Below are 12,098 nucleotides of genomic sequence, written 5' to 3' on the forward strand. Positions count from 1 at the left end.
CTGGAATATAAGGTGAAAAAATGAAAATAACGTTCATTGGAGCGGGGAGCACTGTGTTTGCCAAAAATGTGCTCGGTGATGTGCTGGCTACTGCTGATATCTCTGATGTTGAGATTGCGCTGTATGATATCGATGCTCAGCGACTCGATGAGTCTTACAAAATGCTGACAAATATTAATGCCAATATTAACCAAAACCGCGCACGCATTCATCAATATGCGGGGGTTGAATTACGACGTGAGGCATTGAAGCAAGCAGACTTCGTTATCAATGCCATTCAGGTGGGGGGGTATCAGCCCAGCACCGTGATTGATTTTGATATTCCAAAAAAATACGGTTTACGTCAGACCATTGCGGATACTTTGGGCGTCGGGGGGCTTTTCCGCGCGCTACGCACGTTACCCGTGATGTTTGATCTGGCGCGAGACATGGAAGAGGTTTGCCCAAATGCGTGGCTGCTCAATTATACCAATCCCATGGCATCATTGACGGGCGCAATGCTCAGATATACCAGCATCAAAACGGTGGGCTTATGCCACAGCGTACAAGTTTGCGCTGAAACGTTGTTAAAGAGCGTTGATATGCCAGCTGACAATGTGGTGTTCAATATTGCCGGTATCAATCATATGGCATGGTTATTAGATATTCGACGCAATGGTGAGGACCTCTATCCTGAGATTCGGCGTCGTTCATTGGCGTTGACAGAGCAACATGATGATAGGGTGCGACATGAGATCATGCATAAATTCGGCTATTACGTCACTGAGTCCTCCGAGCACAATGCGGAATACATGCCTTACTGGATCAAGCGAAATTATCCGGAATTAATTGAGCAGTTTAATATTCCGCTCGATGAGTATCCGCGTCGCTGCATTGAGCAGATTGAACGCTGGCATATGCAACGTGAGCAATTAACCCACAATAAAAATCTCACCCATACCCGCAGCCTGGAATATGCGTCTTATATTATTGAAAGCATGATGCTTGATAAACCCTATAAGATTGGCGGTAACGTACTTAACAACGGCTTAATCACTAATTTACCCCGCGAGGCCTGTGTAGAAGTGCCTTGTCTGGTGGATGCTCAAGGCATTACTCCCTGCTACGTCGGTGATCTTCCGCCACAGTGCGCGGCGCTGAATCGCACCAATATCAATACGCAACTCCTGACCATTGAAGCAGCGGTCACCGGTAAGAAAGAGCACATTTATCATGCGGCTCTGCTCGATCCGCATACCTCTGCGGAGCTTTCCATCGACGATACGATACGTCTGTGTGACGAGCTGATTGCGGCACATGGCGATTGGTTGCCTTCATATCACTGATATTCAGAGAATTTCTGCTAAATTACCTGTGCGTGGAGGCAACTGCTTCATGGCTGTCGGTTGCCACCCGTTCAAGGAGGAGAGTCAATCATGAGTGTGTCGCTAAAGACCAAAATCAGCTATGGCCTGGGTGCATTCGGCAAAGATTTCGCCATTGGCATCATCTATATGTATCTGATGTTTTACTACACCGATGTGGCCGGTATTTCGATGGGCATGGTCGCCACGTTATTTCTGGTGGCGCGATTTCTCGATGCGTTAGCCGATCCTGTTATGGGATGGATCGTCGAGCGCACCCGGTCCCGTTGGGGCAAATTTAAACCCTGGATTTTGCTGGGTACGTTAGTGAACTCAGTGATGTTGATTGCCGTGTTTCATGCTCATCATTTTCAGGGTACCGGGCAAATTGTGTGGATCTGGATAACCTATCTGCTGTGGGGATTTACCTACACCATCATGGATGTGCCATTCTGGTCACTGGTACCTTGCATTACGCTGGATAAACGTGAGCGAGAAGCATTGATTCCCTGGCCGCGATTTTTTGCCAGTTGTGCAGGCTATCTTACGGGGGTGATTGGATTACCCGCTATCCGCTGGCTAGGAGGCGGCAACCAAGGTGAGGGTTTTCTCTACTTCACTTACATCATCGTGTTTTTCTTCATCCTTTCTACGTTGGTGACGCTGCTGAATGTGCATGAGAGGTACTCCTCATCGCAAACAACAGCAAAAAGCGAACAACACAGTCTCGGCACCGTGCTCAGTATGATCACCCGCAACCGACCATTATTTGTATTGTTAATCATGGCATTGGCGTGGAACCTGGCTTATAGCATCATTACAGCATTCGCCGTGTATTACTTTAAATATGTATTTGGACGCGAGGATCTTTTCCCGTGGTATATGGCGTTTGCCGGTGTGGCTAATCTCATCACCATTGTGTTGTTCCCACGTTTAGTTCGCATTTTCTCCCGTCGGGTATTGTGGCTCAGCGCGTCGGTGCTGCCGGTGCTCAGCTGCTTTATGCTGTTCGCGATTGCTGTTTGGGCGCCGCAAGGGGCAGTGCTTATCTCACTGTCTGGTGTATTGGTGAATATTGGCAATGCACTCTTCTGGGTAATGCTGGTGATTATGGTGGCGGACACCGTGGACTACGGTGACTACGCGCTAGGTGTCCGCATTGAAAGCATTGCCTATTCTGTCCAAACCATGGTGGTGAAAGCAGGTGCTGCTTTTGCCGGGCTGTTTATCGGTATGATGCTTAGCCTGATTGGCTATGTGCCAAATGTACAGCAAAGTGCATCAACCCTCTTAGGTATGCAGGCGATTATGGTAGGCGCGCCATTACTCTTTTTCGCTATCACCGTGGGCGTTTATCTGCGCTATTACGCATTGGATGGGCATTTATTGGATCAGGTGCAGCAGTGGTTACAAAATAAGTATGGTGCGCAACATGTAGCTGAGGTCACGCCTGAAGCAGAAGGCTCCTTGCCTGCGCAACAGGTCCGGAGTTCGATCTGAACCATAACCGCGAGAACTATTAGTGTGATCATGGTGATCGCACTAATAGTTAACAATGAAATGGTAACTTGGGTTATTATTATTTCATCGAAGGCACACAGCCTTCATAAACAACCCAAAGGAATATGACCATGAAAACCATTAAAACACTGACCATCGCAGCTGCTGCCGCTCTTTCACTGATGTCTGCCGCCAGCTTTGCACAGAGCATTTCCGTAGAGTCTTCAACTCTTGACGGTGCCGAAGCGAAAGTTGCCGCAGTCGCACAACAGCAGGGCGCACAGTATAAAATCACCGAAGCGAACACCAACAACCGTGTGCACATGACTGCAGAACTGTATAAATAAGTTCAGTTTCCGCTTCAGTGTTAAGGCCGCCTCCGGGCGGCTTTGCTGTTTCTGAGACCTAGAACACTAACTGCACTTTTGCAGCCCTTTCCTTATCAGAAGCTAATTCGAGTGCGCCAACCGCCTGGTCCATTGGCAGTTCTGCCGACAGTAATGGCAGAGGATCAATTTTGCCCGTCTCAAGCCAACGTACAGCGGTGGCAAATTCATCGACAAATCTAAACGAGCCGCGTAATTGCACCTCTTTAACCAAAAGAGGGCCGATAGGATAGGTGATCTCAGCCTGCCCCATACCAAGCTGCACGATAATCCCGCCGGGTCGGGTATAGGCAACGACTGAGGCGACGGCAGCGGCAGCACCAGAGGCTTCAAAGCAGACGTCGAAGCTGCCTCCATGCTCACGCCAACCGGCAACGACCTCTTCATCGCGTGGATCCCATACCGAAGCTGCACCCATTTTTAATGCCAGCGCACGGCAGCGTTCGCTGAGATCGGTCGCTACCACTTCCGTCGCGCCTGAGGCCAACGCAGCAGCAATCACCAGACATCCAATCGGTCCTGCGCCAGTGACCAAAACTCGCTTGCCCGTTAAATCTCCGGCCTGCTTGATGCCGTGAATACAAACAGCCAGCGGCTCGGCAAAGGCGATCACTTTAGCCTCAACATTATCGGCGTAAGGGATACACTGTTCTGGAGCGACGACGACATGCTGCGCGAAACCACCGTTCACATGTGGATAAAATTGCGCGCTTCCCATAAATCGCATCGAGCGGCAGAGATTTTGTTTGCCTAAGCGGCAGATGTCGCAATGCTGACAGGGTTGCGATGGATTGATCGCCACGCGTTGCCCAGCCCGCAAATTGCTTTCCTTAGGCGCTTGCTCAACGATGCCAACAAACTCATGACCTAATACCATCGGAGACTTCAACACCGACATGCCGGCTCGGCCATGCAAGAAGTAATGGATGTCTGAACCACAGATCCCTCCGCGTTCCACTTTCACCAGCACTTGATCGCTGTTCCAGGCAATATCTTGATTCTCACACCGTACATCATGGGCGCCTGCCACCATGACGGCTTTAACCGTTTTATGCTGCATGATTGCTCCTAAGCATTTGAAGGCGTTTTATATTTTTCATCGTCGCGCGGGGTCGGTTGTTCATCTGGAGGAACCATGACTTCGATTTTCCCCACCAGGAACAGATAAGCGAGGAAACCCGCCAGTGCGACAGCCGCGATGTACCACATCGCATATTGGAAGTTTTGCGTACGTTGCAGAATGATGCCGATGATGATCGGGCTGGCGATGCCGGATAGGTTGCCAAAAATATTGAGAAATCCGCCAATGGTGCCAATGAGATGGCGTGGAATGACATCACTGCAAACCACCCAACCGAGATTGGAGAAAGCATTGGCGAAAAAGGCGATAGACAGGATACCAATCGCTATCACGGGTTGGTCCTGGAAGAAATTCACCAGCGCAATAGAACAGGTCAGCAACATTCCTGTCATCACAGGAAGTTTACGCGCAAAGGTACGGCTGCGGCCGCGCTTCAGCAGCAGATCACTTAATGTACCGCCGCACAACACACCAGCCATGGCCATGAGGTAAGGGAACATGGCGCCAATCCCTGCTTTGTCGATCGACAGGTGCAATCCTTTCTCCAGATAGACAATAAACCAGGTCAGGAAAAAGTAGAGGGTGGACGAAGCCGCAAACTGGGCAATAAAAAGACCCCAGGTTGCGCGTTGACGCAAAATGAAGCGTACTTCAGGCCAGTTCACCCGCGTATTTGCCCCTTTGACTTCAGAACCATAGCCGCCACCCTGGCGAATAATATCCAGTTCACCTTTATTTACCTGCGTGCTGTGTTGCGGATCGCGATAGCGAATCAGCCAGTAAAAACCAAATACAATGCCGACCGCGCCAGAGATGTAAAACGACATCTCCCAGCCCCATTTACTTACGATCAGGGAAAGCAGCGGGGTGAGTAGCGCGAGGCCAATGTATTGCGCACTGGAGTAGGTCGCTGTTGCACGGGCACGTTCATGATCGGGAAACCATGTCGCAATGATCTTGGTGTTCGAAGGAAAAGAGGGTGCTTCAGCGATTCCCACCAAAGCGCGGCAAGCCAGCAGCATCATAAAGGAAGCGGTGGCGGTGGTGAAAAGATGGTGTGAAGCAAACCCCATTAACAGGGTGAACACACTCCACAATACAATTGCGCTGCCATACAGCCAGCGGGAACCGATGCGATCCAGCAGATATCCTACCGGGATTTGGCTCATGGCGTAGAACCAGGTAAACATCGAGAACAGCAATCCGAGCTGCGTGGGTGAGAGCGCCAGGTCTCCCTGAATGTGAGAACCCGCAACGGAAAGGTTGGCACGGTCCATATAATTAATGGCCGTCACAACAAACAACATCGCCAGCACGGAGAAACGGGTACGGGTGGGTTTAGCTGTCATGGATTGACCTTTCTCAGTGCGCAGTGGTGGCGTGGGTTAACGTGTTCGATGCGTTACTAAACCGGGTCAGTGCGGTTAAAAGCACAGCAACCACTAGAGACGCGCCCATAAAGACATATGAAGCCGCCGGACTCCCGGTCAAACCATTTAAGTAACCCACAATCCAGGCGCCGACGAATGACCCTAATGCGCCAAAACAAACGACAAATGACATTGCACCGGCTACAACGTTGCGCGGGATCATTTCAGGTATGGCGGCGAAGAATGGACCATACGGCGTATACATTGCTCCTCCCGCAATGACCAGAAGTGACCAGGAAATCCAGAAATGAGATGCGCCGAGGGTGAAGGATGCAATAAAACAAACGGCCCCCAGCCCGAGGAAAGCCAAAACGATAGCTTTGCGCTGCTGAAATTTATCAGAGTACCAGGACGCGGTTAACATCAGTGGAACGGCCAGCAGATAGGGGGCTGCAGATAGCCAACCGGTTGCCACGATGCCTAATCCAGATGCCGTTTTGAGCATCGAGGGCAGCCACATAATGAAGCCGTACATGCCTATGTTCCAAAAGAAATGGATGAAAGCAAGGGCAAGCACTTTGGGTGAACGAAATGCTTCGCGATAGTTTTTAACGGGTTTTATGGCTTGTTGTTCTTCAGCCAGCGCATTCTCGATGGCACGTTTTTCCGTATCGCTTAACCATTTGGCGTCTTTTGGTCGATCGGCGTATATCATCCACCAGATGACCGCCCAAATGATGGCTGGCGCACCTTCGATAATGAACATCCCACGCCAACCAAAGGAATTGATTAAGTATCCTGAAAGGATCGACATCCACAAAACTGTGATGGGATTACCTAGAAACAAGAAGGTATTTGCTCTGGAACGCTCTTCCCGTGTGAACCAATGACTGAGAAATATCAGCATTGCGGGCATGACAACGCTTTCGGCGACACCCAGAAGAAAACGTACGGCCGCTAAAAGTGCAACGTTATGCACCATTCCTGTTGCAGCAGCCAGCGCCCCCCAAAGGATGAGACTCCAGAAAATCAATCGCTTGGCTGAGTGTTTCTCTGCATAGATACCGCCTGGCACTTGAAAACAGAAATAACCCAGGAAGAATAGAGCGCCCAGCAGCGACGATATTGCCGGTGTGATGTTGAGGTCTTCTGCGAGTCCAGCTGCAGCGCCGAAACCGTAGTTTGCTCGATCCAAATAAGCCAGGCTGTAGGTGATGAAGGCGATGGGAATGAGCCGCCCCCAACGTTTATTAGATAGTGTCCCTGAAATGGTCTGATTCATGTTCTGACCTCTTATCGTTTTAAGGGGAGGGTACAGTGAGTCTGGAAATGCATTTTTAAATGACGTTGGTCTAAAGCGTGGCGAGCCAACCGCCGTCGACATAAATCATTTGTCCATTGACGTAGTTAGAGGCAGAGGAGGCCAGGTACACCGCTGTGCCAATCAACTCATCAGGTTTACCCCAGCGCCCTGAGGGTGTGCTATTGCAAACCCATTGATTAAATTCCAGGTTTTCTACCAGCGCACTGTTCATGTCGGTGAGGATATAACCTGGCCCAATGCCATTCGATTGGATGTTATGGACTGCCCATTCAGCTGCCATCGATTTCGTCAGTAATTTGATACCGCCTTTTGCTGCGGTATAAGGGGCAACGGTGGCGCGAGCGGCTTCACTCGTGAGTGAGCCGATGTTGATAATTTTGCCACCGCTGTTGCGCGCCACCATACGCCGCGCTGCGGCACGAGCCACCAGGAAAGCACTGGTGAGATTCACATCTATTACACGCTGCCAGTCACTTAACGCCAGCTCCAGCATAGGTTTACGGAACTGAATGCCCGCATTATTGATGACGATATCGACGTGGATATTTTCTTCATCAAGCTGTGCGAAAACGCGCTCTATCTCATCCTCGTTTGCGACGTTAAAGAGAAAGCCTCGCGCATTAAATTCCTGGGCTTTTAACTGTGCTAACGCGTGATGCATGTGCTGTTCGCGAGTGCCGTTGAGGATGACAGAAGCGCCAGCTTGCGCTAATCCCGTGGCATAGGAAAAACCGAGCCCACGCGTTGAACCGGTAATCAAGGCCGTTTTTCCCGTTAAATCGAAAAGGGAGTGCATGATAATTCCTCATGTAACATGACTAACAAGTTGGTGTGAAAGTTGTACGTGAGGTTGTAAGTAGCAGCAATAACCTGATCAATAAATTGCAGACTGTTTCACAAAAATGGGATCAGTTAGCAGGAGCTGGAAATAGTAAATAACACATCAACTGTATGAGATTGATGTGTTTTTATAATTCTAGTCAAAAGGGTTAAGCGTGATAAAAGAAAAAACGCCTTGTGCCAGGAGAGTGAAAAAGTTAAAAAGACCAACATGTAGGACAAGTGAGTGAGCAACGTGGCGCTGGCAAGTATTCAAAAACACAATATCGTGGACGTGATCTACGAACAGATGAAGCAGAACATTCAGGATGGCATCTGGGAGCCGGGCTGTAAGTTGCCTTCTGAAGCAGAACTCACGGCCACCTTCCAGGTCAGCCGAGTCAGCGTGCGCAGTGCTGTGCAAAAGTTACGTGATTTAGGTATCGTCATCACGCATCAGGGCAAGGGGACTTATGTTACCCGGGATGTCGCGCGCTATGGGGCCTTCAGCGACAATCAGCCGATTTTGCATCTGTCTCAGGAAGAGTTTGACGATATGCGCGTGTTTCGCCAAACCGTTGAGTTTCGTTGCATGAAGTTGGCTGTAGAGAATGCGACTGATGAAGACATTCAGGCGTTAGAGAGTGCGCTCAATCGAATGCTGGTTAATCGGGATGATTACAAGAAGTATTCCCTGGCAGACTACGACTTCCATCTGGCCATCGTGAAAGCTTCGCATAACAAAATTTTTATTCATGTTATGGAGTCACTCAAAGGCATCTATGTGCATTATCTCGAAGAGTTAAACCGTGTGCTGGGCATTACGCTTGAGAGCGTTGAAGCCCACATTAAGGTATTTATGGCGCTGAAAAATCGTGATGCAGATTTGGCAACAGAGACGCTGAACAGTGCGATGACCCATAACGTGCACGCTATCGAAGATGTACGCCATAACTGAACATAGCAAAAGCCCATTGCGGCTTTTTTTATACTTCTAACATGTAGGACATCATACAGGATTAATGAGGATTAGCATGAGCCAACTTAAGATTACCAACGTAAAAACCATTCTCACTGCACCGGGCGGTATTGACCTGGTGGTGGTCAAAATTGAAACCAGTGAACCTGGGTTATACGGATTAGGCTGTGCGACGTTTACACAACGTATTCATGCCGTCGCCTCTGCTATCGACAACTACATGAAACCGTTCTTAATAGGTAAGGATCCCGCGCGTATTGAGGATATTTGGCAATCGGCTGCGGTGAGTGGCTATTGGCGAAATGGCCCGGTCATGAACAACGCACTGTCTGGCGTCGATATGGCCTTGTGGGATTTAAAAGGTAAAGTGGCTGGGTTGCCAGTGTTTGAACTGTTGGGTGGTAAGTGCCGTGATGGCATTGCTCTTTATCGCCACTGTGACGGCGCAGATGAAGTTGAAGTTGAAGATAATATTCGGGCCCGTATGGAAGAGGGTTATCAATATGTACGCTGCCAGGTGGGCATGTACGGCGGTGCTGGCACCGATGATTTACGTCTGATCGCCGGTAAGTTGGCTAAGGCACGTAATATTCAGCCGAAGGTGTCACCGCGTAGTCAGACGCCGGGCGTTTATTTCGACCCCGAAGCTTACGCGCGTGCGGTGCCCCGTTTGTTTGATCATCTGCGTAATAAAATTGGTTTTGGTGTGGAGTTTATTCATGACGTACACGAGCGAATCACACCGATTGCCTCGATTCAAATGGCGAAATCGCTGGAAGAGTTCCAGTTGTTTTTCCTCGAAGATCCTGTCGCCCCTGAGAACATCGATTGGCTTAAAACATTACGGACACAGAGCAGTACACCGATTGCGATGGGAGAGTTATTTACCCAGATTAACGAATGGAAACCCCTGATCCTAAACCAGCTTATCGATTATATTCGTTGCCATGTCAGTACCATCGGCGGTATTACGCCTGCCAAAAAGCTGGCGACTTTTGCTGAGCTCTACGGCGTAAGAACCGCCTGGCATGGACCAGGTGATATTTCACCCGTTGGTGTCGCTGCAAATCTGCATATCGATATGAGCATTACTAACCTCGGTATTCAGGAATATACGCCGGTCAATGAGGCTTTGCAGGAAGTCTTCCCGGGCTGCCCGGAGATTGATCGTGGTTATGCATACCTCAGTGCTCGCCCAGGTTTAGGTGTAGATATTGATGAAGCCCGTGCAGCTAAGTATCCAGTTAAAGGTGATCAACCCGAGTGGACTAATGCTCGCTTGCCGGATGGCTCTGCGGCAAGGCCTTAATTCAAGTCGCCTTCGGGCGGCTTTGTTATTTCTGATGCGCTAAGGCAAATACTCAGCCCAAAACTCTCATTCAAATAATTAGAACGATAAAAGCAAAATGATTAGATTTCAACCATCACAATACAGGTCTATTCTTTTTCACATCGAGGCAGAATGCCTCATAATCTGAAAATGAATTTGAGGAAATGACCATGAAATCTATCAAAACTTTCGTTGCAGTTTCAGCCCTTACTCTGGTTTCATTTGCCAGCTTTGCACAGAGCATTTCCGTTGAGTCCTCAACTCTTGACGGTGCAGAAGCAAAAGTTGCCGCAGTGGCACAAGAGCAGGGCGCACAGTACAAAATCACTGAAGCAAACACCAACAACCGTGTGCACATGACTGCAGAGCTGTATAAATAAGTTCAGTTTCCGCTTCAGCGTTAAGGCCGCCTTCGGGCGGCTTTGCTGTTTCTGAACTAAGTAACCGCCTCTCATACGTTCTACTTAGATGATCTCTAAGGTCATCCAGGCCCCCCTCATATACCTTAAATCTGTAATATTAAGATTTCCCTGACACAGATTTGGCAATGGTGACTATTTACCCTCATTGTATACCCATATAGTATACCTCTAAACGACATCGATTTAGGGGGCTAAATGAGAGGCAAAGTCAGTATCACCGTTGAGAAAGACAACTATAAATATTTGGTTGACTCCGGCGTTAACGTTTCTGCATTAGCGGATGCGGCTTACGCCAAAGAGGCTAAGCGCATTAAAGGGGAACGTTGGAAGGAAGAAAATCGTGAGGGCATGGAAGAACTTGCCGCTTTTAACCAAAAGTTTGGCTCGTTCGCTGATGAGAACAGGAAGTGGTAACTCATGCAATTTGATGTTTATGAATATAAGCGGACCAGTCATTACCAACTTTTTGTCGATGTTCAGAGTAACATCCTTGATACACCGGGATTTAGAATGGCCATCCCGCTTGTTGATGCCTCTTTACTCTCTGAAAAAGTGAGTAAAGAGCTCCTTCCAATCGTTCAACTCAATGGCACTGCTTATCGGCTGAAAACTGACGATGTCGTTAGCGTTTCAAAAAGCGTGTTTGGCGATAAAGTCGGAAGTCTTGCAATCTACGAAACTGAAATTAAAGACGCTATTAACATTCTGTTTTGGGGTGTGTAAACCACTCTCAAATCTAACCCGCCCTGGCGGGTTTTATCTTTTTAGCGCGCCACCAGCGTTTCAATTTCTGCCTTCGCCTGCATCAGCGCGGCCAGTAGTTGGGGAAACTGCTCATCGAAGCGCATAGCCGGCACGGCTAAGGCCAGGGCATAGCGTTCACCCGGCCCGGTGTGCAGAGCAACACTGACGCCACAAACGCCGCGCGCATGCTCCTCCCGATCAATCGCATAACCTTGCTGGCGAATTGACTCAATCGCTTTCAGCAAAGGTTGACGATCTTTCAACGTTTGCAGGGTGCGCACCTCATTCAACTGCGGCATTAACGTCGTCAAAAGCTCTTCAGGCTGTTCCGCCAATAGGGCTTTGCCATGTGCGGCGCAGTGGGAAGGAAAGGCGGTGCTGATGGGCGAAACCACGCGCAGCTCCTGATCCGAAGCATATTGGCTGACCAGTACCGTATGGCTGCCGCGCCAGACGCATAAATCGACCGTTTCTCGCGTACGACGTCCAAGCGTCTCCATCGCCGGTTGCGCCAGCGCAATAATATCGGTGTGCGCTGAGGCGGCAAGTCTGGTCAGTGCTGGCCCCAATTTAATTCCCGCGCTGTCCTGGATCAGCAACTGCTGCGCAATCAGAGAGGTCACCAATCGATGAACCGTGGTTCGCGGTAACGCAGTCGATTTCGCCAGTTCGGACATTGATAATCCAGCGGGGCGATTTTCCAGTGCGCGCAAAAGGGTGGCGGCACGTGCAATCACCTGTGATCCGTTAGCTTCAGTATCTGCGACCATTATTCATCCGTATCATCGATTTACCCACGT

General features: G+C 49.4%; 13 protein-coding genes. 8 read left to right on the plus strand and 5 right to left on the minus strand.

Annotated elements, in window-relative coordinates:
• Window positions 1-20: 20 nt before the first annotated feature.
• From WFP70_RS21545 to WFP70_RS21555, 3 genes are all read left to right on the plus strand, one after another.
• Window positions 21-1,325 (plus strand): alpha-glucosidase/alpha-galactosidase, encoded by a 1,305-nt coding sequence (locus tag WFP70_RS21545; protein ID WP_337024384.1) that lies wholly within the window; start codon window positions 21-23, stop codon window positions 1,323-1,325.
• 90 nt (window positions 1,326-1,415) lie between these two features.
• Complete coding sequence (gene melB / locus WFP70_RS21550; RefSeq protein ID WP_337024385.1) at window positions 1,416-2,843, plus strand: melibiose:sodium transporter MelB; 1,428 nt, start codon at window positions 1,416-1,418, stop codon at window positions 2,841-2,843.
• A gap of 131 nt (window positions 2,844-2,974) precedes the next feature.
• On the plus strand, window positions 2,975-3,190 hold the full coding sequence (locus WFP70_RS21555; RefSeq protein ID WP_034829885.1) for a YdgH/BhsA/McbA-like domain containing protein: 216 nt from the start codon (window positions 2,975-2,977) through the stop codon (window positions 3,188-3,190).
• A gap of 58 nt (window positions 3,191-3,248) precedes the next feature.
• Here the strand turns inward: WFP70_RS21555 and idnD are convergent, their stop codons facing one another.
• The 4 genes from idnD to WFP70_RS21575 form a co-directional block, all read right to left on the minus strand.
• Complete coding sequence (gene idnD, locus WFP70_RS21560; protein WP_337024386.1) at window positions 3,249-4,289, minus strand: L-idonate 5-dehydrogenase; 1,041 nt, start codon at window positions 4,287-4,289, stop codon at window positions 3,249-3,251.
• Window positions 4,290-4,297: 8 nt separating this feature from the next.
• Window positions 4,298-5,659 (minus strand): MFS transporter, encoded by a 1,362-nt coding sequence (locus WFP70_RS21565; RefSeq protein WP_337024387.1) that lies wholly within the window; start codon window positions 5,657-5,659, stop codon window positions 4,298-4,300.
• 13 nt (window positions 5,660-5,672) lie between these two features.
• Complete coding sequence (locus WFP70_RS21570; RefSeq protein WP_337024388.1) at window positions 5,673-6,962, minus strand: MFS transporter; 1,290 nt, start codon at window positions 6,960-6,962, stop codon at window positions 5,673-5,675.
• A gap of 70 nt (window positions 6,963-7,032) precedes the next feature.
• Window positions 7,033-7,800 (minus strand): SDR family oxidoreductase, encoded by a 768-nt coding sequence (locus WFP70_RS21575; RefSeq protein ID WP_160834269.1) that lies wholly within the window; start codon window positions 7,798-7,800, stop codon window positions 7,033-7,035.
• 279 nt (window positions 7,801-8,079) lie between these two features.
• Here WFP70_RS21575 and WFP70_RS21580 point away from each other — a divergent pair, with 279 nt between their 5' ends.
• The 5 genes from WFP70_RS21580 (at window position 8,080) to WFP70_RS21600 (ending at window position 11,277) form a co-directional block, all read left to right on the plus strand.
• The gene (locus WFP70_RS21580; protein ID WP_097119186.1) at window positions 8,080-8,781 is read left to right on the plus strand and encodes a FadR/GntR family transcriptional regulator; all 702 of its coding nucleotides are present in this window, start codon (window positions 8,080-8,082) and stop codon (window positions 8,779-8,781) included.
• 76 nt (window positions 8,782-8,857) lie between these two features.
• On the plus strand, window positions 8,858-10,111 hold the full coding sequence (locus WFP70_RS21585) for an enolase C-terminal domain-like protein (protein ID WP_337024389.1): 1,254 nt from the start codon (window positions 8,858-8,860) through the stop codon (window positions 10,109-10,111).
• Window positions 10,112-10,302: 191 nt separating this feature from the next.
• Complete coding sequence (locus WFP70_RS21590; RefSeq protein WP_097119053.1) at window positions 10,303-10,512, plus strand: YdgH/BhsA/McbA-like domain containing protein; 210 nt, start codon at window positions 10,303-10,305, stop codon at window positions 10,510-10,512.
• A gap of 237 nt (window positions 10,513-10,749) precedes the next feature.
• The gene (locus WFP70_RS21595; protein WP_034829890.1) at window positions 10,750-10,968 is read left to right on the plus strand and encodes a type II toxin-antitoxin system CcdA family antitoxin; all 219 of its coding nucleotides are present in this window, start codon (window positions 10,750-10,752) and stop codon (window positions 10,966-10,968) included.
• Between the two features lie 3 nt (window positions 10,969-10,971).
• Window positions 10,972-11,277, plus strand: coding sequence for a CcdB family protein (locus tag WFP70_RS21600; protein ID WP_034829889.1), 306 nt, complete (start codon window positions 10,972-10,974; stop codon window positions 11,275-11,277).
• 41 nt (window positions 11,278-11,318) lie between these two features.
• Here WFP70_RS21600 and WFP70_RS21605 read toward each other — a convergent pair whose 3' ends face one another.
• Window positions 11,319-12,068: an IclR family transcriptional regulator gene (locus WFP70_RS21605; protein WP_034829888.1), complete on the minus strand. Its 750-nt coding sequence runs from the start codon at window positions 12,066-12,068 to the stop codon at window positions 11,319-11,321.
• Window positions 12,069-12,098: the final 30 nt, after the last annotated feature.

Origin of the sequence: Pantoea sp. USMM079 (assembly GCF_037153115.1) — a bacterium.
Lineage (GTDB): Bacteria > Pseudomonadota > Gammaproteobacteria > Enterobacterales > Enterobacteriaceae > Pantoea > Pantoea communis.

Coding starts and splice junctions, on each gene's coding strand:
- WFP70_RS21605 (WP_034829888.1), bottom strand. CDS start 12,068: ATGGTCGCAGATACTGAAGCTAACGGATCACAGGTGATTGCACGTGCC.
- WFP70_RS21590 (WP_097119053.1), top strand. CDS start 10,303: ATGAAATCTATCAAAACTTTCGTTGCAGTTTCAGCCCTTACTCTGGTT.
- WFP70_RS21600 (WP_034829889.1), top strand. CDS start 10,972: ATGCAATTTGATGTTTATGAATATAAGCGGACCAGTCATTACCAACTT.
- WFP70_RS21555 (WP_034829885.1), top strand. CDS start 2,975: ATGAAAACCATTAAAACACTGACCATCGCAGCTGCTGCCGCTCTTTCA.
- WFP70_RS21570 (WP_337024388.1), bottom strand. CDS start 6,962: ATGAATCAGACCATTTCAGGGACACTATCTAATAAACGTTGGGGGCGG.
- WFP70_RS21575 (WP_160834269.1), bottom strand. CDS start 7,800: ATGCACTCCCTTTTCGATTTAACGGGAAAAACGGCCTTGATTACCGGT.
- WFP70_RS21565 (WP_337024387.1), bottom strand. CDS start 5,659: ATGACAGCTAAACCCACCCGTACCCGTTTCTCCGTGCTGGCGATGTTG.
- idnD (WP_337024386.1), bottom strand. CDS start 4,289: ATGCAGCATAAAACGGTTAAAGCCGTCATGGTGGCAGGCGCCCATGAT.
- WFP70_RS21595 (WP_034829890.1), top strand. CDS start 10,750: ATGAGAGGCAAAGTCAGTATCACCGTTGAGAAAGACAACTATAAATAT.
- WFP70_RS21585 (WP_337024389.1), top strand. CDS start 8,858: ATGAGCCAACTTAAGATTACCAACGTAAAAACCATTCTCACTGCACCG.
- melB (WP_337024385.1), top strand. CDS start 1,416: ATGAGTGTGTCGCTAAAGACCAAAATCAGCTATGGCCTGGGTGCATTC.
- WFP70_RS21545 (WP_337024384.1), top strand. CDS start 21: ATGAAAATAACGTTCATTGGAGCGGGGAGCACTGTGTTTGCCAAAAAT.